General features: G+C 74.1%; 24 protein-coding genes and 2 pseudogenes. 14 read left to right on the top strand and 12 right to left on the bottom strand.

Annotation, left to right across the window (positions count from 1 at the left end; genetic code table 11):
- The 5 genes from E4P43_RS17730 to E4P43_RS17710 all read left to right on the top strand — a co-directional run.
- Window positions 1–132: integrase core domain-containing protein (locus E4P43_RS17730; protein ID WP_167759232.1), on the top strand; the 132-nt coding region annotated here is incomplete at its 5' end.
- 193 nt (window positions 133–325) lie between these two features.
- Window positions 326–703, top strand: a complete 378-nt coding sequence (locus tag E4P43_RS17725; RefSeq protein ID WP_135146825.1) for a metalloregulator ArsR/SmtB family transcription factor — start codon at window positions 326–328, stop codon at window positions 701–703.
- Window positions 700–1,452, top strand: a complete 753-nt coding sequence (locus E4P43_RS17720) for a cation transporter (protein ID WP_135146823.1) — start codon at window positions 700–702, stop codon at window positions 1,450–1,452. The genes E4P43_RS17725 and E4P43_RS17720 overlap by 4 nt, the downstream gene beginning before the upstream one ends.
- The gene (locus E4P43_RS17715) at window positions 1,449–2,096 is read left to right on the top strand and encodes an isoprenylcysteine carboxylmethyltransferase family protein (protein WP_135146821.1); all 648 of its coding nucleotides are present in this window, start codon (window positions 1,449–1,451) and stop codon (window positions 2,094–2,096) included. Before E4P43_RS17720 ends, E4P43_RS17715 begins: the two co-directional genes overlap by 4 nt.
- Window positions 2,093–2,821: a DUF72 domain-containing protein gene (locus E4P43_RS17710; protein ID WP_135146818.1), complete on the top strand. Its 729-nt coding sequence runs from the start codon at window positions 2,093–2,095 to the stop codon at window positions 2,819–2,821. Before E4P43_RS17715 ends, E4P43_RS17710 begins: the two co-directional genes overlap by 4 nt.
- 6 nt (window positions 2,822–2,827) lie before the next feature.
- Here the strand turns inward: E4P43_RS17710 and E4P43_RS17705 are convergent, their stop codons facing one another.
- The gene (locus E4P43_RS17705; RefSeq protein WP_135146816.1) at window positions 2,828–4,018 is read right to left on the bottom strand and encodes a glycoside hydrolase family 3 N-terminal domain-containing protein; all 1,191 of its coding nucleotides are present in this window, start codon (window positions 4,016–4,018) and stop codon (window positions 2,828–2,830) included.
- Window positions 4,019–4,153: 135 nt separating this feature from the next.
- Here E4P43_RS17705 and E4P43_RS17700 point away from each other — a divergent pair, with 135 nt between their 5' ends.
- A complete protein-coding gene (locus tag E4P43_RS17700; RefSeq protein WP_135146814.1) occupies window positions 4,154–4,549 on the top strand; it encodes a hypothetical protein in 396 nt (131 codons plus the stop codon).
- Here the strand turns inward: E4P43_RS17700 and E4P43_RS17695 are convergent.
- A complete protein-coding gene (locus tag E4P43_RS17695; RefSeq protein WP_135146812.1) occupies window positions 4,543–4,977 on the bottom strand; it encodes a hypothetical protein in 435 nt (144 codons plus the stop codon). The genes E4P43_RS17700 and E4P43_RS17695 overlap by 7 nt on opposite strands.
- 170 nt (window positions 4,978–5,147) lie before the next feature.
- A complete protein-coding gene (locus tag E4P43_RS17690; protein ID WP_167759231.1) occupies window positions 5,148–5,867 on the bottom strand; it encodes a GAF and ANTAR domain-containing protein in 720 nt (239 codons plus the stop codon).
- A gap of 427 nt (window positions 5,868–6,294) precedes the next feature.
- On the opposite strand from E4P43_RS17690, the gene E4P43_RS17685 reads away from it, so the two are divergent.
- Window positions 6,295–6,954, top strand: coding sequence for a GAF and ANTAR domain-containing protein (locus E4P43_RS17685; RefSeq protein WP_135146832.1), 660 nt, complete (start codon window positions 6,295–6,297; stop codon window positions 6,952–6,954).
- Between the two features lie 6 nt (window positions 6,955–6,960).
- On the opposite strand, the gene E4P43_RS17680 is transcribed toward E4P43_RS17685, so the two are convergent.
- From E4P43_RS17680 to E4P43_RS17670, 3 genes are all read right to left on the bottom strand, one after another.
- The gene (locus E4P43_RS17680) at window positions 6,961–7,836 is read right to left on the bottom strand and encodes an MEDS domain-containing protein (RefSeq protein WP_167759230.1); all 876 of its coding nucleotides are present in this window, start codon (window positions 7,834–7,836) and stop codon (window positions 6,961–6,963) included.
- Between the two features lie 62 nt (window positions 7,837–7,898).
- Window positions 7,899–9,311: a Re/Si-specific NAD(P)(+) transhydrogenase subunit beta gene (gene pntB, locus E4P43_RS17675; protein WP_135146806.1), complete on the bottom strand. Its 1,413-nt coding sequence runs from the start codon at window positions 9,309–9,311 to the stop codon at window positions 7,899–7,901.
- Window positions 9,308–10,864: a Re/Si-specific NAD(P)(+) transhydrogenase subunit alpha gene (locus E4P43_RS17670; protein ID WP_135146804.1), complete on the bottom strand. Its 1,557-nt coding sequence runs from the start codon at window positions 10,862–10,864 to the stop codon at window positions 9,308–9,310. Before E4P43_RS17670 ends, pntB begins: the two co-directional genes overlap by 4 nt.
- Window positions 10,865–11,180: 316 nt before the next feature.
- Between E4P43_RS17670 and E4P43_RS17665 the strand changes: the two genes are divergently transcribed.
- From E4P43_RS17665 to E4P43_RS17655, 3 genes are read left to right on the top strand one after another with little or no spacing between them, the layout of a single operon-like run.
- Window positions 11,181–13,256, top strand: coding sequence for an EAL domain-containing protein (locus E4P43_RS17665; RefSeq protein WP_245159222.1), 2,076 nt, complete (start codon window positions 11,181–11,183; stop codon window positions 13,254–13,256).
- Window positions 13,253–14,089 carry an HDOD domain-containing protein gene (locus E4P43_RS17660; protein ID WP_135146802.1) on the top strand — a complete coding sequence of 279 codons (837 nt, stop codon included), beginning with the start codon at window positions 13,253–13,255 and terminating at the stop codon, window positions 14,087–14,089. The genes E4P43_RS17665 and E4P43_RS17660 overlap by 4 nt, the downstream gene beginning before the upstream one ends.
- Window positions 14,090–14,114: 25 nt before the next feature.
- Entirely contained in the window at window positions 14,115–14,900 is a 786-nt protein-coding gene (locus E4P43_RS17655; RefSeq protein ID WP_135146800.1) for an SDR family oxidoreductase, read from the top strand.
- A 53-nt stretch (window positions 14,901–14,953) separates the two neighbouring features.
- Here the strand turns inward: E4P43_RS17655 and E4P43_RS17650 are convergent, their stop codons facing one another.
- Together E4P43_RS17650 and E4P43_RS17645 are read right to left on the bottom strand one after the other, a co-directional pair.
- The gene (locus E4P43_RS17650; RefSeq protein ID WP_135146798.1) at window positions 14,954–16,108 is read right to left on the bottom strand and encodes an acyl-CoA dehydrogenase family protein; all 1,155 of its coding nucleotides are present in this window, start codon (window positions 16,106–16,108) and stop codon (window positions 14,954–14,956) included.
- 6 nt (window positions 16,109–16,114) lie between these two features.
- Complete coding sequence (locus E4P43_RS17645; RefSeq protein ID WP_135146796.1) at window positions 16,115–17,290, bottom strand: acyl-CoA dehydrogenase family protein; 1,176 nt, start codon at window positions 17,288–17,290, stop codon at window positions 16,115–16,117.
- A gap of 227 nt (window positions 17,291–17,517) precedes the next feature.
- On the opposite strand from E4P43_RS17645, the gene E4P43_RS17640 reads away from it, so the two are divergent.
- Window positions 17,518–18,993 carry a mannitol dehydrogenase family protein gene (locus E4P43_RS17640; protein WP_245159221.1) on the top strand — a complete coding sequence of 492 codons (1,476 nt, stop codon included), beginning with the start codon at window positions 17,518–17,520 and terminating at the stop codon, window positions 18,991–18,993.
- Here the strand turns inward: E4P43_RS17640 and E4P43_RS17635 are convergent.
- Genes E4P43_RS17635 through E4P43_RS17625 form a run of 3 tightly spaced genes read right to left on the bottom strand, consistent with a single transcriptional unit; the run spans window position 18,979 to window position 21,280 of the window.
- Window positions 18,979–19,224: a hypothetical protein gene (locus E4P43_RS17635; RefSeq protein ID WP_135146793.1), complete on the bottom strand. Its 246-nt coding sequence runs from the start codon at window positions 19,222–19,224 to the stop codon at window positions 18,979–18,981. The two genes, E4P43_RS17640 and E4P43_RS17635, sit on opposite strands and share 15 nt — an antisense overlap.
- A gap of 57 nt (window positions 19,225–19,281) precedes the next feature.
- On the bottom strand, window positions 19,282–20,454 hold the full coding sequence (locus tag E4P43_RS17630) for a 4-hydroxybenzoate 3-monooxygenase (RefSeq protein WP_135146791.1): 1,173 nt from the start codon (window positions 20,452–20,454) through the stop codon (window positions 19,282–19,284).
- A 49-nt stretch (window positions 20,455–20,503) separates the two neighbouring features.
- A complete protein-coding gene (locus E4P43_RS17625) occupies window positions 20,504–21,280 on the bottom strand; it encodes an IclR family transcriptional regulator (protein WP_135146788.1) in 777 nt (258 codons plus the stop codon).
- A gap of 71 nt (window positions 21,281–21,351) precedes the next feature.
- Here E4P43_RS17625 and pcaH point away from each other — a divergent pair, with 71 nt between their 5' ends.
- The 3 genes and pseudogenes from pcaH to pcaB form a co-directional block, all read left to right on the top strand.
- Window positions 21,352–22,098, top strand: a complete 747-nt coding sequence (gene pcaH / locus E4P43_RS17620) for a protocatechuate 3,4-dioxygenase subunit beta (protein WP_135146785.1) — start codon at window positions 21,352–21,354, stop codon at window positions 22,096–22,098.
- The gene (gene pcaG, locus E4P43_RS17615) at window positions 22,095–22,754 is read left to right on the top strand and encodes a protocatechuate 3,4-dioxygenase subunit alpha (protein ID WP_245159220.1); all 660 of its coding nucleotides are present in this window, start codon (window positions 22,095–22,097) and stop codon (window positions 22,752–22,754) included. Before pcaH ends, pcaG begins: the two co-directional genes overlap by 4 nt.
- Window positions 22,755–22,779: 25 nt before the next feature.
- Window positions 22,780–23,748 (top strand): annotated as a pseudogene (pcaB, locus tag E4P43_RS17610) (3-carboxy-cis,cis-muconate cycloisomerase); the annotation flags it as partial.
- Between the two features lie 147 nt (window positions 23,749–23,895).
- On the opposite strand, the pseudogene E4P43_RS20960 reads toward pcaB, so the two are convergent.
- Window positions 23,896–24,023: pseudogene (locus E4P43_RS20960) on the bottom strand (aconitase family protein); the annotation flags it as partial.

Below are 24,023 nucleotides of genomic sequence, written 5' to 3'. Positions count from 1 at the left end.
AACTCCGAATCAGCTCGCCTCGCGGCTCTGCCAGCATGGGTCCACCAGTACAACCACCACCGGCCCCACTCAGCGGTCGGGAAGGCACCACCCATCACCAGGTTGGACAACCTGGCTGGGCATCACAACTAGCAGACGGTGGGTATCGCCGTCGCACGTGTCCCGAGTGCCGTCTCCGATGTCCCCGAAACCGCCAGCGGTGTCGCTGAATCCGTCGTCCATGTCACCAGTGACCAGGCGGGTCGTAATCGGCGACACCCTGAAGACGCCGCCCAGGCCGGGCGGGGCTTGACCTCTCGCCGCCGACTGTCGATATCATCGCCAGATGGCGATGACAGCGACCAGCACGAGTGCCGAGCCGTCGGTCGACGAGGCGACCGCCCTGTCGGCCGCGGCGTGCCTGTTCCGCAGCCTGGGTGACCCGGCCAGGCTGGCGATCCTGCGGCACCTCGCACTGGGCGAGCACAAGGTCGTCGACCTCACCGCGCACCTGGGGCTGGCCCAGTCCACGGTGTCGGCGCACCTGGCCTGCCTGCGGGACTGCGGCCTGGTGGCCTCCCGGCCGCAGGGTCGGGCGTCGATGTGGTCGCTGGCCACCGCGCCGGAGCTGCTCGGCGTGCTGGCCGCCGCCGAGCGGCTGCTCGCGGCCACCGGCGACGCCGTGGCGCTGTGCCCCGCCCACGGCGTGGCCGCGGGCCGGTGACCGCCACCCACGCCGAGCCGGCGGCGTCCACCGTCGAGCGGGCCCGGCTGGGCCGCCGCGCGCAGCTGCTGGCAGGGGCCTCCGTCGCCTACAACGCCGTCGAGTCGGTCATCGCGATCGCGGCCGGGCTGGCCGCCGGGTCGGTCGCCCTCGTCGGGTTCGGCCTGGACTCGGTCGTCGAGGTATCCAGCGGGCTGGTCATCCTCTGGCAGTTCCGCCACCGGCTGCCCGAGTCGCGGGAGCGGCAGGCGCTGCGGCTGATGGCCCTGTCGTTCTTCGCGCTGGCGGCCTACGTGAGCGTCGAGTCGGTCCGGGCGCTCTCGTCCGGCGACGCCGACGCCGGTGCCTCCCCGGTCGGCATCGGGCTGGCGGCCGCCTCGCTCGTGGTCATGCCGGCCCTCTCGTGGGCGCAGCGCCGCACCGGCCGCGCGCTGGGATCGAACGCGGTCTACGCGGACGGGACCCAGACGCTCCTGTGCACGTACCTGTCCGCCGTCCTCCTCGTAGGGCTGGTGCTCAACGCGACGCTGGGCTGGGGCTGGGCGGACCCGGTCGCCGGGCTGGTCATCGCCGCCGTGGCCGCCCGCGAGGGCGTCCAGGCCTGGCGGGGGGAGGGCTGCTGCGCCCCCGGCCGCCCCGGCCAGGACGCTGCCGGCGAGGGCTGCGGCTGCGCCGACGCCTGCTGCCCGCCCGGCGCGGCCGCTCCGCCGACCCTCCGGACCTCCTCCCCGGGGAAGCCGGCCCGGTGAGCGTCGTCGCGCTCGTCCTCCAGCTCGCCGCCCTCGTCGTCCTGTTCGGGGTCCGGTCGTGGGTGCAGCACCGCCGCACCGGCAGCACCGGCTTCCGGGGGATCTCCGGCAGCCCGCGCGAGCCCGGATGGTGGGGCGGGGTGCTGTTCGTCGCGGCCATCGTGCTCGGCGTCGCAGGGCCGCTGCTGGCCGTGACCGGCACCGTGCCGGCCGACCCGCACCCCGTGGCCGCCGCAGCGGGACTGGTCCTGGCGGTGGGCGGGTTCCTCGCCACCCTCGCCGGGCAGGCGGGCATGGGCGCGTCCTGGCGCATCGGCGTCGACGACGCCGAGCGGACCGAGCTGGTCACCAGCGGGGTCTTCGCCCACGTCCGCAACCCGATCTTCACCGCCATGGTGCTGGCCCAGGCCGGCATGGTGCTGCTGGTGCCCAGCTGGGTCGGCGCGGCGGCGCTGCTCGCGCTGGTCGTCGCCGTGCAGCTGCAGGTCCGTGCCGTCGAGGAGCCCTACCTGAGCCGGGTGCACGGCCGGACGTACGCCGGCTACGCCGCACGCACCGGCCGCTTCCTCCCGAGGGCCGGCCGCCCCTCGCGCGGGCGCTCCGCGGACCGCCGGCCGGGGACGACGGAGACGCTGGCCCGGTGACGGTGCACATCGGGACGTCGGGGTGGAGCTACGACCACTGGGACGGCGTCCTCTACCCGGCGGGGACCCCGCCCCGGGACCGGCTGGCGCACTACGTGCGGCAATTCGGCACCGTCGAGCTGAACGCCAGCTTCTACCGCTGGCCGCGCGACGTCAGCTTCGCGAGCTGGCGGCGCCGGCTCCCGCCGGGGTTCCAGCTGTCGGTCAAGGCGCCCCGGGGCCTGACCCACGCCAAGAGGCTCTTCGCCCCCGAGGCGTGGGTCACCCGCATGACCTCGGCCTGGCACGAGCTCGGCGACCGCCGCGCCGTCCTGCTCCTGCAGCTCCACCCCGCCCACCAGCGGGACGACGCCCGGCTGGCCTACCTGCTCGGGCAGCTGCCGCCGTGGATGCGCGTGGCCGTGGAGCTCCGGCACCCGAGCTGGCACGACGACGCGGTGCTCGCGCTGCTGGAGCGGCACGGTGCGGCCTACTGCGTCATGAGCGGCGCCGGCCTGCCCTGCGTGCTGCGCGCGACGGCACCCACCGTGTACGTCCGGATGCACGGGCCCGACCACCACCACCTCTACGCCGGCTCCTACCCCGAGCAGGACCTGCGCTGGTGGGCCGACCGGGTGGGGGAGTGGCGGGCCGACGGCCGCGACGTCTACGTCTACTTCAACAACGACGGGCACGGCCACGCCGTGCGCAACGCGGTGCGGCTGCGCGAGCTGACCGGCAGCTGACGCCGGTCAGCGGAGGAGGCCCGCCGCCTCCTTCGCCGCGAGGGTGGTGCGGACGGCGTCGTCGACCAGGGCCGCGAACGCCGGGTCCTCGTCCGCGCGCGCGGCGACCGCGTCGATCATCTCGGCCACCGGCTCGGCGTCGACGGTGAGCACGAGCGTGCCGCCGGCCTCGAGGAAGCGGACGGCGCGCTCGCCGGGCGGCACGCCCTCGACGGCGTCGGCGTTGGCCAGGTCGTCGGAGATGACCACCCCGTCGAAACCGAGCCCCTCGCGCAGCAGGCCGGTCACCACGGGGCGGGAGAACGCCGCCTGGTTCGCCGGGTCCAGCCGCGGGTAGACGGCGCTGGACATCATCACGAACGGCTCGGCCGAGCTCCGGCCCAGCGCGTCGGCGAAGGCGCTGACCTGCTCGTCGTCCGGCCCCGTGACCGGGTCGACGACGTCGGCGCTGGTGTCGGTGTTCGCCTGCACGCGGCCGAGGCCGGGGAAGTGCTTCAGCGTCGGGACGACGTCCTGGCCGGCCAGCCCGTCGGCGACCGCGGCGGCGGCGGTGGCCACCTCGGCGGCGGTGCTGCCGTACTGCCGGTCGACCGAGCCGATCGGCTCGTTGCCCGCCTCGGTGCCCGCCGGGACGACGTCGACCACCGGAGCCAGGTTCACGTTGACCCCGGCGGCCCGCATCGCGGCGCCCAGCCGTTCCCCGAGCGCCCGCAGCTCGGGGTCGGGCAGGTGGCCCTGCTCGACCGCGGTGGGCAGCCGCTCGAAGCCAGGGCCCTTGAAGGTCTGCACCAGGCCGCCCTCCTGGTCCGCGGCCACCCACAGCCCCGGCCCGGTGACCGCCTCCTGCCAGGCGCTCGTGTGCGCGGCCAGCTCGTCGGGGGCGGCGCTGCTGCGGCCGTGCAGGAAGACGCCGCCGACCTGCTCCCGGACGACCGCCTCGCCGCGGGCCAGGTCGTCGAGCGGCACACCGGTGACGAAGAGCTGGGCGATCCGTTCCCGTCGGTCCAGGCCCGCCAGCGCGGCGTCGACCGGGCCGGCAGCCGGGGACGCCGCCTCGGGGGACGCCGCGTCCGGGGGCGACGGCGTCCGGGAGGCGGTCGAGGCGGCGGTGCGGGTCTCGGTCGACGCGCAGCCGGCCAGGGGGGCGAGCAGCGCCACGCAGGCGAGTGCGGGCAGCAGTGGACCGCGGATGGGCACGGTTCTCCCGGAGGCAGGTCGGAAAGGTCCGTCGACGAGTGTTCCCGGCCGCCCGCCGGGCCATGCGCGGGGATCGGTGCGATCCGTGGCAGTGCTGCCTAAGGTCGGGGTCACCGACCGAGAGCAGGGGGAACGATGACCGAGGCCGACGACGCCGACCGCTCCGGGCCGCACGGTGGCCTGGTGGGGCGGTCGATCGACGAGTTCGTCAGCCAGCTGCGCGGTTTCACCGACCGCGCCCGGTCGCTGGCCGGCGCCGTCCCGCAGCGGCTGTCCCTGCCCCAGCTGCCCAGCCCGCCCGGGGCGCTGTCGGCCGCCCAGCTCAAGGCGATCGCCGAGGTCGTCGGCGCGCAGCGGCAGTCGATCGCCGCGATGACCGCGCAGCTGCAGGCGTTCGACCAGCAGCTCGCCGTCTTCGAGCGGATCCTCGACCCGCTGGTGGAGTGGAGCTCCACCTGGGCGCGCCTGGAGGAGGCCGTCGGCGACTTCGTGCGCCGCGAGCCCGGCCAGGGGGAGGGGCCGGCTCAGTAGCCGTCGTCCTCCTCGTCGCGGGGTCGGCGGCGCAGCAGCCCGGTCACCGAGCCGACCCGGTTCTGCGCCTGGCGCAGCCCGTGGACCAGCGGCATGAGGTCGTCGTGGATGCGGCGCAGCGTCTCCGGGACGGTGTCGACCGCGGGGTCGTCGAGCACCCGGCCCACCCGCTCGATCCCCGGGCGCAGGGCCCGGACCGGCTCCTCCAGCTCCTCGACGAGGGTCTCCAGCTTCTCGGCCATGCGCTGCGCGGAGGCGATGGTCTCCCGCGCCATGGTGGTCGCCTCGATCAGCTCCCGGACGGTGCCGTTGAGGTCGGTGAGCGTCCGGGGCAGCTGGGCGAGCGCCTCGGTCTGGGTCTGCAGCAGGGAGACCAGCTCGCCGAACCCGGGGATGCGGGGCAGGCCGAGGCCGCGGAAGGGGTCCACCCGGTCACCGTCGGCGACCTCCGGCGGCGACGCAACCCGGCGCCGTGCCGGGGCGACCCAGCGGCCGTTGTCTCGACCGCTGGATCTGGGGCCCCCCGACCGCCGGCAGTGCGGGGGCCCTGCCGCGGGACCTGCCCACTGCGGGACCCGGGCATGCCTGCCCGCTGCGGTCAGGACGGGTCGAGCTCGCCGGTGTGCACGAACTGCGTGGCGACGTCGCGGAGCTTCACGTTCCGCTCCATCGACAGCCGGGCCAGGATCTGGAAGGCGTCGTCGGCGGTGACCTTGAACCGCTCCATCAGGATGCCCTTCGCCTGGTCGATGACCGCCCGCGAGTCCAGGGCGGCCTTGAGGTGCTCGGCCCGCTCGACCGCGGTCTCGTACAGGTACATGTTCGACACCGGCCCGACGGCGTAGGCCGCCAGCCGGGCGACCAGCGTGCGGGTCCGCTCGTCGGCGACCTCGGCGTGCCGCGCGTACAGGTTCAGGCCCCCCTGGACGAGCTCCTGCACCGGCAGGGGCTGGGAGAAGACGCTGCCCACCCCCTGGGCGGCCGCCTCGGCGGCGAGGTCCGGCCAGGTGCGGTCGCTGCGGGTGTCCGCGATGCCGGCCGGTCGACCGGTGGAGGCGGCCAGCAGGCACGGGCCGCTGCCGGTGCGGTACTGGAGCTGGTCGAGGTCCTCGGCGAGCCCTCCGCTGGCGGCCACGGTCGCCGGGCGCCCGTCGGTGAGGATGGTCACGGACGCCACCGGCCGTCCGGGGAGGATGCGGGTGGCCAGCTCGGTGACCTTGCCGAGGACCGACTCGAGCGAGTGCTCGGCGAACGACAGCCGGCCCAGTTCGTCGAAGGCGGGCTGAACGACGGCAGAGTCGTCGTCGGGGGGTGTCACGCGGGTACTCCGTCTGGGCTGCAACCGGTCAGGCATGCCGGCGGTGAGGGGAGAACCCCGGGTGGTTGCAGGGTCGCTCCAGTGGGCGGGCCGCTGGGCCCGGCCGCGCGCCGGCTGTGTGACGCGCTTGTCGCACTGACCAGCATAGTCAGTCCGCCGGGGGTGGTCGTGCCGGCCAGGCCGGTGGCGTGGCGCCGGCCTGGCCGGCACGCGGAGGCTCTGCCCGCCGCCCGGCGGGTATGGTGGGGCCAGCTCGTGTGGGCACACGCTGTTGGGGGTCGGTCAGAAGCGCCGGCCCGTTGCGCCGGTCCGTCGGACACCACTACCTGGGCCGGGTGTGCATCCGGGTCGCAACCGACCGGAGGCCGTTGTGGGCCGCGACTCCTCTGTGCTCCTTCCTGGAGCCGCTCTCGAACAGCTGGGCCGGATGCGGCTGGCCGACCACTCGATGAGCTCGGTGCTCGAGGCCGTCGTGACCCTGGTGCGGCAGAGCCTGCCCGGCGACGCCGAGGCGTCGGTGACCCTGCTGCGGGGCGGGAAGGCGGTCACCGCGGCCTACAGCGGCGACCTGGCCCGCGACCTGGACCAGGACCAGTACGAGCGGGGCGACGGGCCGTGCCTGACCGCCGCGACCGAGGGCCACCCGGTCGAGGTCCCCGACACCGCCACCGAGGGCCGCTGGCCCGACTACGTCGCCGTCGCCCGCGCGCAGGGCTGCCGGGGCATGATGTCGCTGCCCTTCCCGGTGCATGAGCAGCTCAGCGGCGGCCTGAACATCTACGCGCGCCAGGACGGCGCCATCGACGAGGCGGCCCGCGGGTTCGCGGAGCGGTTCGCCGAGTACGCCGCCGTCGTGGCCGGCAACATGCTGGCCTACGAGCAGGCCCGCGACCAGGCGGTGAACCTGCAGGTGGCGCTGGAGTCCCGCGCCGTCATCGACCAGGCCAAGGGCATCCTGATGGAGCGGTTCAAGCTCTCCGCCGACCAGGCCTTCCAGACGCTGGCGCGCCTGTCGATGGAGAGCAACACGAAGGTGCGCCTGGTCGCCGAGAAGGTCGTGGAGACCGGCGAGGTCACCGGCCGCTGACCTGCCTCAGGCGGTCGCGGCGAACGACACGCGGGCCCAGTCATCGAGGCCCAGGAGCCGCCAGGTGCGCCGCAGCAGTGCCGGTGCGTTCCACAGCTGCACCTGCCCGCCGTCCTCGGTGACCGCGCGCGCCCACGCGGCGAGGACCCGGCTCGCGGTGACGTCGGCGAACCGGAGGTCGGCCAGGTCGAGGGCGTGCACGCCGACGTGCGCGGGGGTCGAGCCGAGCGCGCGGGTGAGGCGCTGGGCGGCGAGGGCGTCGACCTCGCCGGCGAGCACGAGGCGCGTGCCGTCGGAGAACAGCCGGTACGGGACGACGTCGGCCGGGGCGTGCACCACCGGGTGCACGGCGGCGACGTCGGCGAGCACGGGCTCGGGCAGGTCCGACCGGTACGCGCACATGGCCGACATCGAGGCCATGCCGGACGCACCGGCACCGCCGGCCATGTAGTGGTCGGCGGCGTGCTCCCAGCGCACCAGCTCGTCGTGGTGCACCGGGTCGCCGGCCAGGTCGGTCACGTCGGCCAGGACCCTCAGGCCGGTGTACCCGTCCGCCAGCGCCTGGTCGGTGGCCGCGTCGTAGAACGCCCGCTGGCCGTCGACGCTGAACCCGCCCGCGGCGACGTAGGCCTCGGCCAGGGTCATCACGCGCAGGGTGCCGGCCGAGACGAGGGCCGCCACGCCGCCGAGCGCCGCCGGGTCGCCGCGCAGCCCCTCGGCCACCCGGTCACCGACGCACAGCAGCCGTTCGCCGCGGGCCAGGCCACCGGCCAGGAAGGCCATCCCGGTGGCATGCAGGTCGGCGTCGTCCCGGTAGGACCAGCACACGTGGTCGTGCGCGGCAGCTCCCGGGAGCTCGTTGACCTGACCGTGACGGCGCACGTACCCACAGTAGGCCTTCCTGGCCGAACTGAACAGGGCCGTTCGGCACTCCCCGTCCGGGGTCAGAGGGCGCGGAGGATGTCCTCGACCCGCTCCCGGGCGTCACCGAAGAGCATGCGGCTGTTCTCGCGGAAGAACAGCGGGTTCTGGACACCGGCGTAGCCGGTGTTCATCGACCGCTTGAACACCACGACCCGCTCGGCCTCCCAGACCCGCAGCACGGGCATCCCCGCGATCGGGCTGCTCGGGTCCTCCGCGGCAGCGGGGTTCACGGTGTCGTTCGCGCCGATGACGAGGACGACGGACGTCTCGGGGAAGTCGTCGTTGATCTCGTCCATCTCCAGGACCACGTCGTAGGGCACCTTGGCCTCGGCCAGCAGCACGTTCATGTGCCCGGGGAGGCGGCCGGCGACCGGGTGGATGCCGAAGCGGACCTCGACGCCGCGGGCGGTGAGCTTGCGCGTGAGGTCGGCGACGGCGCCCTGCGCCTGCGCGACGGCCATGCCGTAGCCCGGCGTGATGACGACCGACTTCGCGTCCCTCAGCAGCTCGGCGACCTCCTCGGCGCCGATCTCGGTGTGCTCGCCGTAGTCGACGTCGGAGGAGGCCGCGCTGCCCTCGTTGCCGAAGCCGCCCGCGATGACCGACAGGAAGGAGCGGTTCATCGCCTTGCACATGATGTAGGAGAGGTAGGCACCCGAGGAGCCGACCAGCGCACCGGTGATGATCAGCAGGTCGTTGCCGAGCAGGAAGCCCGACGCCGCGGCCGCCCAGCCGGAGTAGCTGTTCAGCATCGAGACGACGACCGGCATGTCACCGCCGCCGATGGAGGCGACCAGGTGCCAGCCGAGCGCCAGGGCCAGCGCGGTGACGACCGAGAGCACCAGCAGGCCCGGCTCGACGACGAACACCACGGTGAGGACGGCGAACAGCGCGAGCGCGCCCAGGTTGAGCCAGTTGCGGCCGGGCAGGGTGAGCGGGTTGCTCCTGATCCGGGCCGACAGCTTGAGGAAGGCGACGATGGAGCCGGTGAAGGTGACCGCGCCGATGAAGACGCCGATCACGACCTCGGCCGAGTGGATGCCGATGAGGTCGGAGGAGACCTCGGTCTGGTTCTCCAGGTCCGCCTCGACCGAGAGGTAGCCGTTCCATCCCACCAGCACCGCGGCGAGGCCGACGAAGCTGTGCAGCAGGGCGATCAGCTCGGGCATGCCGGTCATCTCGACCTGGCGGGCCCGCCAGATGCCGATGGCCGCGCCGATGACGACGGCCAGCGCGAGCAGGGCGGCGCCGGTGCCGGAGATGCCGTGGTCGGCGGCGAGGCCGACGGTGGCGACCAGCGCGATGGCCATGCCGGCCATGCCATAGGCGTTGCCCGTCTTGGCGGTCTCGTGCTTCGACAGCCCGGCGAGGCTGAGGATGAAGAGCAGGCCGGAGACGATGTAGGCCGCGGCGGCGGCACTGGTGGCGGTCATCGGGCTGCTCCCGAGCTCGGGCCCCGGGTGAACATGGCGAGCATCCGCCGGGTCACCGCGAAGCCGCCGAAGACGTTGATGCTGGCCAGCAGGATCGCCACGAAGGCCAGCGTGGTGACCACGGCGTCGTCGTGGCCGATCTGCAGGAGCGCCCCGACCACGATGATCCCGGAGATGGCGTTGGTGACGCTCATCAGCGGGGTGTGCAGCGCGTGGTGCACGTGCCCGATGACGTAGAAGCCGACGACCACCGCGAGCGCGAACACCGTGAGGTGCTGGATCAGCTCGTCGGGCGAGAACGCGGTCAGCAGGAAGAGCAGCGCAGCGCCCAGCCCGACCAGCGCGAACCGCCGTCCCGGCCTCGGTGGCTCCGGCGGGGGAGCCGGCTCCTGGGCGGCCGGTGCGGCGGGGGGCGCCGGCGCCGCCGACACCTGCACCGGCGGCGGGGGCCACATCTTCTCGCCCTGGTGCACGACGGCGATCGACCGCTGCACGACGTCGTCGAGGTCGAGGACGAGCCGGCCGTCCTTCTCCGGCGTCAGCAGGGTCAGCAGGTTGACCAGGTTGGTCCCGTAGAGCTGGGAGGCCTGGGCCGGGAGCCGGGCGGGCAGGTCGGTGTAGCCGATGATCGAGACTCCGTTGCCGGTGACCACGACCTCGTCGGGCACGGAGCCGGCGACGTTGCCGCCCTGCGCGGCGGCCATGTCCACGATGACGCTGCCGGAGCGCATCGAGGCCACCATCTCCTCGGTGATCAGCCGGGGAGCGGGGCGGCCCGGGATGAGCGCCGTCGTGATGATGATGTCGACGTCGGCCGCCTGCTCCGCGTACATCTCCGCGGCCCGGCGGTTGAAGTCCTCGCCCATCTCTCGGGCGTAGCCGTCGGCGCTCACCTCCTGCTCGCCGGCGGGCACCGCGACGTACTCGCCCCCCAGGGAGCGCACCTGCTCGGCCACCTCGGGCCGGACGTCGGTGGCCCGGACGATGGCACCCAGGCTGCTGGCCGCACCGATGGCCGCCAGGCCCGCCACGCCGGCGCCGGCGACGAGCACCTTGGCCGGCGGCACCTTGCCGGCGGCGGTGACCTGGCCGGTGAAGAACCGGCCGAACACGTGGGCGGCCTCCACGACGGCGCGGTAGCCGGCGATGTTGGCCATCGAGCTCAGCACGTCCATCGACTGCGCCCGGGAGATGCGCGGCACGGCGTCCATCGCGAGCGCGGTGATCGGCCGCTGCGCCAGGGCCTCGACCAGCTCGGGGTTGTGGGCGGGGCCGAGGAGACCGACCAGTGTGGCGCCGTCGGCCAGGCGGGGCAGCTCGTCGGCCGAGGGGGCGTTCACCCGGAGGACGACGTCGGCCCCCCACGCCTCGTCGGCGACCCCGATGCGCGCCCCGGCGGCGGCGTAGGCGTCGTCGGGGAAGCTGCTGGCCGCACCCGCCCCGGTCTCCACGACCACGTCGTAGCCCAGGGCGACCAGCTTCCCGACCGTGGCCGGCGTGGCCGCCACCCGCGTCTCGCGGGCGCGCGTCTCGCGGGGGACTCCGATGTGCATCGTGGCGCTCCATTCCTCGGGGGACGGGCTCCGGTGCCCGCCCCCCAGTGGTGGGGTCGTACGAGGTGCTCGGTGGATCGGGTGGATCGGGTGGATCTTGCCGGTTAACGGGGTGTGTCGACCGATGGCGACGCGAATGTGAGAGAGAGCACGCCCGGACGGGTGCCGGCCCCCGGAGAGGTCACGGGCCGTCGTCCCGGCCTCCCCCCAACGGGGGACGCCGCACGCACTCGGGTGAAAGCGCCTGGTGGGGGGAGCCGAGAACCTCCGTGAGCGTCGAGCAGCGGCGCCGGCCGAGAACACCGAGGGGAGGACCGTGAGCGTCACCATCAGCGTGCCCGACGGCGAACGCGTGCCGCCGGAGATCGTCGCGTCGGTCTTCTACAGCGCCACCGTCAGCGACAACCTGGCGCTCGTCGTCGCGGAGTCCGTCGGCAGCCGCACCCGCCTGACCTGGGGGAACGTCGGCGCCGTCGAGCTGCTCGGCTACGGCCTCGACGACCTGCGCGCGCTGCCCGTGGACCACCTCTTCCCGACCCTCGGCGGCGGGGAGCTCAAGCTGCTCCTCCGCAGGGAGCGCTCGGCGCGCATGACGCTGCCGGTCCGCACCGCGAGCGGGGCGACCATCGAGGCGGTCGTGACCACGACGCCCGCGCCGACCGGGCGCATGTGGACGATCCGCATCGTGTCGACGACGAGCGAGCAGGAGCGCGCGCTGCGCGCCACCGCCGACGCGCACGAGCGGCGCTTCTCCACCCTCACCGAGCGCTCCCCGGTGCCGACCCTGCTCTCGGAGCAGGGGATGCGGCTGGCGCACGTCAACGACGCCTTCTGCACCCTCGTCGGGCGGCAGGCGGAGCAGCTCCTGGGCACCGGCTGGATCGAGACGGTGCACGAGGACGACCTGGACGGGGTGATCGAGCAGGTCTCGGCCGCCCTCGACGGCGAGGAGGTGGAGACCCAGGCGCGCCTGCTGCGGGAGGACGGCTCGGTCCGCACCACCGTCATCCGGTTCGCCCACCTGTTCACCCCGGGCGTCGGCGCCGGCTTCGTCGGCACGATCGAGGACATCACCGACCGGCTGGCCTTCGAGGCGCAGCTGGCCCACCAGGCCAACCACGACCCGCTCACGGGCCTGCCCAACCGCACCCTGCTCGCCCAGTACGTCGCCGCGCGGTTCACCCCGGGCTCCAGCGGGCTGGCCTGCCTCTTCCTCGACCTCGACAACTTCAAGGTCGTCAACGACTCGCTCGGGCACACCGCCGGCGACGAGCTGCTCACCGAGGTGGCCGACCGGCTGGCCGCCGCGGTGCGCCCCGGTGACCTGGTGGCCCGCTTCGGCGGCGACGAGTTCGTCGTCGTCTGCGAGAACGTGGACCAGGCCGCCGCCGTGGCCCTGGCCGAGCGCATCTCGGTCGAGCTGGCCCGCCCGGTGCGGCTCGGGGGAGTGGACGTGCGCCCCTACGCCAGCGTGGGCGTGACCGTCCAGACCGTCGAGCACGTCACGGCCGAGGAGCTCATCCGCGACTGCGACATCGCGATGTACCAGGCGAAGGCCGGGGGCAAGGGGCGGATCACCGTCCTGGACCAGCGGGCCCGCGAGGAGGCACGCGACAAGCTGCGCCTGGTGGCCGAGCTGCGCGACGCCATCGAGCGGCGCGAGATCACGCTGCTCTACCAGCCGATCTTCAGCACCGCCGACGGCAGCCCCGTGGCCGTCGAGTCGCTGGCCCGCTGGAACCACGCCGACCGAGGGGCGATCAGCCCGGCGGTCTTCATCCCGCTGGCCGAGGAGAGCGGGCTCATCGCCGGCCTCGGGCTGCTGGTGCTCGACGAGACGTGCCGCCAGCTGGCCGAGTGGGACCGGCTCATGGGGTGGGCCGCCCCCGCGCGGGCCAACGTCAACGTCTCGGCGCTGCAGCTGGACCAGAACCTGCCGCCGCAGGTCGGCGAGGCGCTCGAGCGGCACGGCCTGGACCCGTCCCGGATCTCCATCGAGATCACCGAGTCGGCCCTGATGAAGGACCCCGACTCCGCCCGGGAGGTCCTGCACCAGCTGCGCGAGCTGGGCGTGGAGCTGGCGATCGACGACTTCGGCACCGGCTACTCCTCCCTGGCCTACCTGCGCCACCTGCCGGTGAACTGCTTGAAGGTCGACCGCTCCTTCGTGGCCGAGCTCGCGCACGGGCACACCGAGATCCCCTCCGCGGTCATCGCCCTGGCCAGCAGCCTGGGCCTGAGCACGGTCGCCGAGGGCGTCGAGACCCCCGAGCAGGCCGCGGAGCTGACCCGCATGGGGGTCACCTACCTGCAGGGCTTCAGCCTCAGCCAGCCCCTCACCGGGGGGCACGCCGCCGCCTGGTTCGCCGCCCATGGAGACCGCACCCGATGACCGTGACCCCGCTGCCGGCGCGCGCCGAGCAGACGCCCGTCTTCGACCTGGAGAAGGTGCTGGCCAGCATCGACACCATGGCGGCCCAGCGGCCGGTCGCGGCGCAGATCGTCTCCGTCGCCAACCAGGACGACACCAGCGCCAAGGAGCTGTCGCGGATCCTCGCCTCCGACGTGGCGCTGGCCAGCCGCGTCATGAAGCTGGCGAACTCGGCCTACTTCGGCATGCGCGGCCGCGTCACCTCGCTGCAGTTCGCCGTCACCGTCGTCGGGTTCACGACCGTCCGGACGATGGCCACCGTCGCGCTCACCGAGCTCGACGACGAGTCGCGCCTCCCCGAGGACTTCTGGGACGTCACCACCAGCCTGGCGCTCGCCTCCTCGGCCCTCGCGCCGCGCTTCGGCGAGCGGCCGCAGGACGCGCTCTGCATCGGGCTGCTGGCCCAGATGGGCGCCGCGCTGCTGCACCACAACGACCCCGTCGGGTACGCCGAGGTCACCGCCGAGCACGCGGACTTCACCCAGCGCCGGGTGGCCGAGCTGCGCCGCTACGGCATCAACAGCCTGCGGCTGACCGCCGTCGCGCTGGAGCAGTGGGGCTTCCCGCACAGCATGACCAGCCGGCTGAACCAGGTCGACGACTTCACCTCGCTCGAGGGCGGGCTGCTCCGCTCGGCGTTCGAGGTGGCGGCGCGGCTCACCGTCGAGGACTACGACACGGTCCCCGTCGTGCGGCTGAGCTGCGGGCAGCTGCGCGAGGACGACCTGGTGCCGGTGCTGGACCAGGTGCGCGCGGACGCCGACGAGCTCCGCCGGGCGATGCTCGCCGACTAGGGGGCCGTCCGGTAAGAGTTACCGGATGACCTCACGTCAGCGAACGGGCAGCATCCTCGTGACCGGCGCGGGGCGGGGGATCGGCCGTGCCGTCGCCGAGCGGTTCCTCGGCGCCGGCTGGCGGGTCGGGCTGTTCGACGTCGACGCCGCCGCGGTGGCCGAGGTCGCCGCCGGCCGGCCGAACGCCGTGCACGGCGCGCTCGACGTCCGCGACCCGGACCGGTGGGGGAGCGCCCTGCAGCGGTTCTGCCCCGACGGCGCCCTCGACGTGCTGGTCAACAACGCCGGCGTGCTCGCCTCCGGGCCGTTCGCCGGGATCGACGTCGACACCCACCGCCGCCAGGTCGAGGTCAACGTCACCGGCGTGGTGCTCGGGGCGCGGACCGGCCACGCGTACCTGCGGCGGGCACCGCGCGGCCTGCTGCTGAACCTCTGCTCCGCCTCGGCGCTCTACGGGCAGCCGACCCTGGCCACCTACGGCGCGACCAAGGCCGCGGTGAAGTCGCTGACCGAGGCGCTGGACCTGGAGTGGCGCGGTGACGGCCTGCGCGTGCGCAGCCTGGTGCCGCTGTTCGTCGACACCGAGATGGTCACCCGGGACGGCGTCGGCATGGCGCCGGTGAAGGCCCTCGGCGTCCGGCTCGTGCCCGCCGACGTCGCGGCGGCGGCCTGGCGGGTCGTGCACGAGCGGGTGGCGCTGCCGCGCTCCCCGCACCGGACGGTCGGCCGGCAGACCCGGGTGCTGGCGGCGGCGTCCTCGGTCAGCCCCGACTGGCTCAACCGCCTCGTCGTCGGCCGCATCGGGGCCTGAGACGCAGCGGAGCCCCGCCCCCCGCAGGGGGACGGGGCTCCGTCGTGCGGTGCTCAGCCCGTGTAGGGCGCGCCCAGCGGGTCGACCGTCTCGTGCGCCGCGACGCCGGCCGCGAGCCGGTCGGCGGCCCAGTCGCCGTCGCCGAGCAGGTGGTCGATCGCGGTGAGCCGGCTGGTGTAGTGGCCGACCTTGTACTCGGCGGTCACGCCGATGCCACCGTGCAGCTGGATGGCCTCCTTGCCGATGTGCCGGCCGGCGCGGCTGGTCTGCAGCCGGGCGCGGTCGGCGGCGGACACGACGTCGCCGCCGGCGTCCTGCACCATCGACGCCCACAGCGCGGTGCTGCGGGCCAGCTCCAGGGACACGTACATGTCCGCGGCGCGGAAGGTGAGCGCCTGGAACCGGTTGAGGGTCACCCCGAACTGCTTGCGGGTCTTCAGGTACTCCGCGGTGGTGCGCAGCGCGGTGTCCATGGCCCCGATCGACTCGTGGCTGTAGGCGATCCGTGCCTCGGCGAGGGCCCGCTCGATGGCCGCGGTCTGGTCGCCGCCCGCGCCGAGGGCCACCGCGGGGGTGCTCTCGAAGCGGACGTTGGCCGCGCGGCCGCCGTCGTGGGTGCGGTAGCCGGTGCGGGTCAGCCCGGAGGCGTCACCCTGCACGAGGAACAGCCCCGTGCCGCCGTCACCGGCGAGGGCCGCCGAGACGACGAGGACGTCGGCCCGCGCGCCGTTGGGCACCGGCTCCTTGGTGCCCGAGAGGGTCCAGCCGTCGCCGGCCTGCGTGGCGGTGACCGCCGACGCCGTCGGGACCCAGCGGGTGCCGGTCTCGGCGTGCGCGAAGGCGGGGATGGTCGTGCCCTCGGCGAGCGCGCCGAGCAGCTCGCCCTTCTGCTCGTCGGTGCCGACGGCGGCGATCAGCCCACCGGCCAGCACGACCGCCTCGATGAACGGCTCGGGCGCGATGACCCGGCCCATCTCCTCGGCGACGATCGCGACCTCGACCGGGCCGGCGCCCATGCCGCCGTGCTCCTCGGCGAAGGGCAGGCCCAGCAGGCCCATCTCGGCCAGCCGCGACCACGTCTTCTCGTCGAAGCCCGGGTCGTTCGCGACGAGCTTGCGCCGCACCTCGCTGTCGCCGTACGCCCGCTCGAGGAGGCCGCGGACGGCCTCGCGCAGGTCGTTCTGCTCGCTGTCGAAGTTGAAGTCCATCTCAGATCACAGCCCCAGGATCGTGCCGGCGATGATGGTGCGCTGAACCTCGTTCGAGCCTCCGTAGATGGAGACCTTCCGGTAGTTCAGGTACGACGGCGTCGCGACCCGCGCCCAGTCGGGCACGTCCGAGCCCTCCTCGGCGAAGGAGGACACCGAGAGCGGGCCGGCGATGTCGACGACGAGCTCCATGGCGGCCTGCTGCAGCTCGGACCCGCGGAGCTTGAGCACCGAGGAGGCGGGGTGCGGCTTGCCGTCGGCGGAGTTGGCGACCACGCGCAGCGCGGTCAGCTCCAGCGCGAGCAGCTCGTTCTCCAGCTCGGCGACGCGGGCGGCCATGCGCGGGTTCTCCAGCAGCGGGCGACCGCCCTCGGAGATCTCCTGCGCGTACTCCTTGGCCTGGGCGATCAGCCGCTTGGTGGCGCCGACGCGGGCGATGCCCACGCGCTCGTTGCCGAGCAGGAACTTCGCGTAGTCCCAGCCGCGGTTCTCCTCGCCCACGAGGTTCTCGGCCGGCACGCGGACGTCCTCGAAGAAGACCTCGTTGACCTCGAAGCCGCCGTCGATGAGCTCGATGGGCCGCAGGGTCACGCCGGGGGTGTCCATCGGGAAGACCAGCAGCGAGATGCCGCGCTGCTTCTTCTCGGCGGTGGGGTCGGTGCGGACCAGGCAGAAGATCCAGTCGGCGTACTGGCCGAGCGTGGTCCAGGTCTTCTGGCCGTTGACGACCCAGTCGTCGCCGTCGCGCACCGCGGTGGTGCGCAGCGACGCGAGGTCGGAGCCGGCGTCGGGCTCGGAGAAGCCCTGGCACCACCAGATGTCCAGGTTCGCCGTCTTGGCCAGGAAGCGCTCCTTCTGCTCCTGGTTGCCGAAGGCGGCGAGCACCGGGCCGATCATGCTGGCGTTGAAGGCCAGCGGCTCGGGCACGTTGGCCAGCTGCATCTCCTCGCGCCAGATGTGGCGCTGCAGCGGCGTCCAGTCCTTGCCGCCCCACTCCACCGGCCAGTGCGGCACGGCGAGCCCGGCGGCGTTGAGCGCCCGCTGGGCCGCGACGTACTCGTCCTTGGACAGGTGCCGGTGGGCGGCGACCTTGTCGCGGATCTCCTGCGGAACCTGTGTGGTGAAGAAGGTCCGCATCTCCTCCCGGAAGGCCTCGAGCTCCGGGGACAGCTGCAACCGCATCGGTCCTCATTCCTGACGACGGCGACGTCCTGTTGGCGCCGTCGTCTCGACGTGTGCCTCGGACGATCCCACACCGGGTACCGGCCGGTAGCAACGGCCCGCGGATGCCGCCGCCGGGCCGTCCCCGGGCGGGGCGGGCGGCCCGCGGGCGAGGCGCTCCGGGGCGTGCCCGGCAACGCGCACCGCGGACCCCGTTACGGCGGGCGCCCCCGGGGAATGGCCCTCCCGTGGCCCTCGCCCTGAACGACCGGTCCCTGTCCTCCCTGAGCGCGTCGGTGTCGACGCCCTCCTACGACCGCAGCCGGGTCCGGACCGGCATCGTCCACCTGGGCGTGGGCGGGTTCCACCGGTCACACCAGGCCGTGTACCTGGACCGGCTGATGGAGCGCGGCGAGGCGCTGGACTGGGGCATCTGCGGGGTCGGGGTGCTCCCGGGCGACCGGCGGATGGCCGAGGTGACGGCCGCCCAGGACTGCCTGTACACCGTGGTCGTGACCCACCCCGACGGGTTCCTCGGGGCGCGGGTCGTCGGCTCGATGGTCGAGTACCTGCTGGCCCCGGACGACCCCGAGGCCGTGGTCGAGAAGATGGCCGACCCGGGCACGCGCATCGTCTCCCTCACGGTCACCGAGGGCGGCTACAACATCTCTCCGGTCACCGGCGAGTTCGACGCCACCGACCCGGGCGTCCTGCAGGACCTGCAGCCCGGCGCGGTCCTGCGCACCAGCTTCGGCCTGGTCACCGAGGCGCTGGCCCGGCGGCGGGACCGGGGTGTCCCGCCGTTCACCGTGATGTCCTGCGACAACATCCCCGGCAACGGCGACGTCGCGCGGGACAGCTTCGCCGCGTTCGCCGGCCTGCGGGACGCCGGCCTCGGGGACTGGGTGCGCCGCGAGGTGCCGTTCCCGAACTCCATGGTCGACCGCATCACCCCGGTCACGACCGACGTCCACCGCCGGGAGCTGTCGCGGCGGTTCGGCGTCGAGGACCAGTGGCCGGTGGTCTGCGAGCCGTACACGCAGTGGGTGCTCGAGGACCGGTTCAGCTGCGGGCGCCCGCCGCTGGAGGACGCCGGCGTGCAGCTGGTGGCCGACGTCGAGCCCTACGAGCTGATGAAGCTCCGGCTGCTCAACGGCAGCCACCAGGCGATGGGCTACCTGGGCACGCTCGCCGGCTACACGTTCATCCACGACGTCTGCCAGGACCCGCTCTTCCGCGAGTTCCTGCTGGGCTACATGGACCGCGAGGCGACCCCCACGCTGCCGCCCGTGCCCGGCATCGACCTGGCGCAGTACAAGGCGGACCTCATCGGCCGCTTCTCCAACCCCAACATGCGCGACACGCTCGCGCGGCTGTGCGCCGAGAGCTCCGACCGGATCCCGAAGTTCCTGCTACCGGTGCTGCGGCAGAACCTGGCCACCGGTGGCCCGATCGGCCTGTGCGTCGCGGTGCTGGCCGGGTGGGCCCGCTACGCCGAGGGCGTGGGGGAGGACGGCCGGCCCATCGAGGTCGTCGACCCGCGCCGGGAGAGCCTCGTGGCGGCGGCGCGGCGACAGGGCGAGGAGCCGTTGGCGTTCGTCTCCGACCGCGACCTCTTCGGCGACCTCGTCGACGACGAGCGGTTCGCCGCCGAGTACGTGCACACCCTCCGCTCGCTGCGCGAGCGCGGGACGCGCGCGACGCTGGAGTCAGTGCTCGGCTGACCGCCCGCCGGCCGGTGGCCGGGTCAGCAGGCGGTCGACCACCTCGAGCCAGGCCGACCGCACGGCCGGCTGCCGGTCGGCGACGACGTCGAGCAGCCGCGCGCCGGTCCCGGCGTCGTCCGCGACGATCACCTCGAAGCACAGGCGGGTGACCAGCACCCGGATCTCGGCGGGTGCGAGGCCGGCCTCGACCAGGGGCTGGACCAGCCAGTCGGTCTGCTCTCGCGGCACGGGATGCTCCACGCACCACCATTCGGGCGCAGGCCCCGTTCCGGATGCCGCGGGGGCTCAGCCCTCGATCGGCAGCCCGGTGTAGTTCTCCGCGAGCTCGCGGGCGGCGGCCTCGGAGGAGCAGACCCGGCGCAGCTGGGAGAGCTGCAGCTGGGCGTCGAAGTCGTCGCCGGAGGTGTGCAGCATCGAGGTCATCCACCAGGAGAAGTGGGTGCAGCGCCAGACCCGGCGCAGGGCCGTGTCGGAGTAGGCGTCGACCAGGTCGGTCCGGCGCTCGTTCAGCAGCCGGTCGAGCGCGCTCGCCAGCAGCGTCACGTCGGCGACGGCGAGGTTGAGCCCCTTGGCTCCGGTGGGCGGCACGATGTGCGCGGCGTCGCCGGCGAGGAACAGCCGGCCCCGGCGCATGGGCGCGCTGACGAAGGAGCGCATCGGCAGGATCGACTTCTCGGTGACCGGGCCGGTGGACACCTCCCAGCCGTCGATGCCCAGGCGGCGGGAGAGGTTGTCCCAGATGCGGTCGTCGGACCAGTTCTCGATGGAGTCGGCCGGGTCGACCTGCAGGTACAGGCGCGAGACCTTCGGGGAGCGCATCGAGTAGAGCGCGAAGCCCTCGGGGTGCCAGGCGTAGATCAGCTCGTCGGTGGAGGGGGCGGCGTCGGCGAGGATCCCCAGCCAGGCGTAGGGGTAGGTGCGCTCCCACAGCTGCCCCGCGGTGCCCTCGGTGACCACCGGGCGCGAGACGCCGTGGAAGCCGTCGGTCCCGGCGATGACGTCGCACTCCAGGACCTGCGGGTTGCCCTCGGCGTCGGTGAAGCGGATGCGCGGGGAGTCCCCGTCGACGTCCTCGGGCACCACGTCGGAGACCTCGAAGAGCAGCGGCGGGCCGCCGTCGAGCTGCGCGGCGATGAGGTCCTTGGTGACCTCGGTCTGGCCGTACACCCACACGGTGCGCCCGCACAGCTCGGGGAAGTCCAGCGTGTGGCGGGTGCCGGGGTACTGCAGGTGGATGCCGCGGTGCTCCATCCCCTCGCGGCGCAGCCGGTCGCCGAGGCCGGCCTCGGTGAGCGTGTCGACCGTGTGCTGCTCGAGGATGCCGGCGCGGATGCGGGCCTCGACGTAGCTGCGGGAGCGGTTCTCCAGGACCACGGAGTCGATGCCGCGCTGCGCGAGCAGCCGGGACAGCAGGAGGCCGGCCGGGCCGGCGCCGATGATGCCTACCTGGGTGCGCACCCGGCCGAGTCTGCTGCCGCGGCAGCGCGACCGGAACAGGCTCTTTCGCTCAGTGGAATTCGTGCGAGCGGGCCAGCTCCCGGCCGATGCCGCGGGCGGCCATCTCCAGCGCGGGGACGAGCCGGGCCAGGTCGCGACGGTGCGGCGGCACCACGATGCCCAGCGCGGCGACGGCGAGCGGGCCGGACGGGCGCTCCACCTGCACCGGGACGGCGATCGACGCCGCGCCCGGCGACATCTCCTCGCAGGTGCGCGCGTACCGCCGGCGGCGGACCTCGACGAGCTCCTGGCCGAGCCGCTCCGGGTCCACGACGGTGTGCCGGGTGACCGGGTGCAGCGAGCGCATCACCTGGGCGACGACGTCGTCCGGCGCCGAGGCGAGCAGCACCTTGCCCACGCCGGTGCTGTGCAGCGGCAGCCGGCTGCCCACCTGGCTGACGACCGGGACCGACTCGCGCCCCGAGATCCGCTCGACGTAGAGCGCGTGCAGGCCCTCGCGGACCGCGAGGTGGACGGTGTCGCGGATGGTGGTGTGCAGGTCGAGCAGGAACGGTGCCGCCACCTGCCGCAGCTCGAGCTGCACCGGCGCCAGCAGCCCCAGGTCCCACAGCTTGCGGCCGATCTCGTAGCGCCCGTCGGGTCGGCGGACGAGCGCGCCCCACTCCGCCAGCTCACCGAGCAGCCGGTGCGCCGTGGTGAGGGGCGTGCCCGACCGGTCGGCGATCTCCGAGAGCGACAGCCGGGGGCAGTCGCTGCCGAAGGCGTCGAGGATGCCCAGGGCGCGCGAGGTGACCGAGCGGCCGGGCGCGGCGCTGTGACCCGCCATGCGGCGAACCTCCCGTCCAGTGGAAGCCGTGGCTTGGGCAGCCTAGCCCAGCGGCCGTACGGTCCCTCCTTATGACCGGGACCACATCCGGCGGCGGGCTCCACCTGCCGCGCTACCTGCGCGAGGACTCCGCCACGCGCACGCCCGTCGGCTTCCCCGACTACCGCAGCACCGGCCTCCGCGCGCCGCTGCGGACGCCGGTGGACCTGCCGCACCGCCTGACCGAGGTGACCGGCCCGGTGCTCGGCGAGGACCGGGTGCTCGCCCACGACGCCGACCTCACCTGGCGCAACGACGGCGAGGCCGTGGGGCAGCGGATCCTCGTGCACGGGCGGGTCCTGGACAGCGACGGCCGCCCGGTGCCGGGTGCGCTGGTCGAGGTCTGGCAGGCCAACGCGGCGGGGCGCTACCGGCACGTGGTCGACAACTGGCCGGCGCCGCTGGACCCGCACTTCGACGGGCTGGGCCGGGTGGTCACCGACAGCCTGGGCCGCTACGAGTTCCTGACGATCAAGCCCGGCGCCTACCCCTGGGGCAACCACCACAACGCGTGGCGCCCGGCGCACATCCACTTCAGCCTGTTCGGGCGTGCCTTCACCCAGCGGCTGGTCACCCAGATGTACTTCCCCGAGGACCCGCTGTTCGGGCAGGACCCGATCTTCAACGCCATCCCGGCGGCGGCGCGGCACCGGGCGGTCAGCCGGTTCTCGCTGGAGCGCACGCAGGACAACTGGGCGCTCGCCTACGAGTGGGACATCGTGCTGCGCGGAGCCGACCAGACACCGTTCGAGACCGAGGACGACGGAGACGTGGCGTGAGCAAGCCGATCACCAACCCCCTCGACGTGCCGCCGAACCCGGGCGAGCCGTACCAGCCGCGCTCCGGCCAGCGGGGCAGCGGCTTCCTCACCGGCCCGCACCGGCTCGGGCCCACGCCGAGTGCGACCGTCGGCCCCTACCTGGCGATCGGCCTCACCTGGGCCGACGGCGTGTACGCCGCCGAGGAGGGCACCGCGGGCGGCTTCTGGATCCGCGGCCGGGTGGTCGACGGCGCCGGCGCCGTGGTCCCCGACGCGATGGTCGAGACCTGGCAGGCCGACCCCGACGGGGGCTTCCCCTCGCCGGAGGACCCGCGCGGGGCGTCGTCCTACCCGGGCTTCCGCGGCTATGCCCGCGCGCAGACGCTCTCCGGGGAGTTCGAGGTCTTCACCCTGAAGCCGGGCCGGGTGCCCGACGGCGAGGGCGGCCTGCAGGCGCCGCACATCGACGTGTCGGTCTTCGCCCGCGGCCTCCTCGACCGGGTGGTCACCCGCATCTACTTCGCCGACGAGGCGGAGGCCAACGCGGAGGACGCCGTGCTCCGCGGGCTGACCGAGGAGCAGCGGCAGACGCTCCTCGCCACGCCCACCGACGACGGCTACCGCTTCGACGTGTACCTGCAGGGCGAGCGCGAGACGGTGTTCTTCGCGGTATGAACTCAGGTGTGACTGGGACCCCCGCGTGAGCGGACTCTTCAGCGGCACGTTCGCCCGGGGCGGCGCGGCCACGGCCGTCTCCGACTCCGCCTGGTTCGACGCGCTCCTCGACGTCGAGGCGGCGCTGGCCCGGGCGGCCGCGGCCACCGGGCTGGTGCCGGCGACGGCCGCCGACGCGGTGACCCGCGCCTGCGCCGAGCCGGCCGGGCTGGACCTCGCCACCGTGGTGGCCAGGGCGGCCGACGCCGGCAACCCCGTGCCGCCGCTGGTGCGGGTGCTGCAGGACGCGGTGGGGGAGCGGGACGCCGTCGCCGTGCACGTCGGCGCCACCAGCCAGGACGTCCTCGACACCGCGCTGGTGCTGCTCGCGCGCCGGGCGGTCAGCGCGATCGACCGGGACCTGGCGCTCGCCGCCGAGGCGGCCGCGCGGCTGGCCCGCACCCACCGCGACGACGTCGTGATGGGCCGCACCCTGATGCAGCAGGCGCTGCCGACCACCTTCGGGCTCAAGGCCGCCGGCTGGCTGAGCGGCCTGGACGGCGCGCGGCTCAGGCTGGCCGAGGTCGTGGCGACGCTGCCGGTGCAGTACGGCGGGGCGGTCGGCACGCTGGCGGCGAGCCAGGGCTCGGGTGTCGCGCTGCGGTCGGCGCTCGCCGCCGAGCTGGGCCTGGTCGCGCCCGCGGCCCCGTGGTTCACGGTGCGGCTGCCGATCGCCGACCTGGCCGGCGCGCTCGGCGCGGCGGCCGGGGTGCTGGCGACGGTCGCCGTCGACGTGGTGCTGCTCGCGCAGACCGAGGTCGCCGAGGCGGCGGAGAGCGGTGCCGGCCGCGGCGGCTCGTCGGCGATGCCGCACAAGCGCAACCCGGTGGCCGCCATCTCCGCCCGGGCCTGCGCCCGCCGCGCGCCCGGCCTGGTGGCCACCCTGCTCGGTGCCATGGAGCAGGAGCACGAGCGCGCCGCCGGTGCCTGGCACAGCGAGTGGCCGGCGCTCACCGACCTGCTGACCACCGTCGGCTCGTCGGCGGCCTGGCTGGTCGAGAGCCTGGAGGGGTTGCGTCCCGACACCGCGCGCATGGCCCGGGCCGTGGCCTCGGCCCGGGACCCCGAGCTCGCCGGCGCGCTGGCCGACGCCCTGGCGCCGCGCCTCGATCGACATGTTGCAGATCGTCATGCGGGCCTCCATCGACAGCGCCTCGATGGCGCTGCCGCGGTACTCGATGACGTGGCCGGCGGCGCCGTTGGTGCCGATCTGCGCGATGACGGCGAGGA

Origin of the sequence: Blastococcus sp. TF02A-35, assembly GCF_004571075.1 — a bacterium.
Classification (GTDB): domain Bacteria; phylum Actinomycetota; class Actinomycetes; order Mycobacteriales; family Geodermatophilaceae; genus Blastococcus.
The sequence above is the reverse complement of the archived record's forward strand: the minus strand, read 5'-3'. Positions and strand labels throughout refer to the sequence as shown.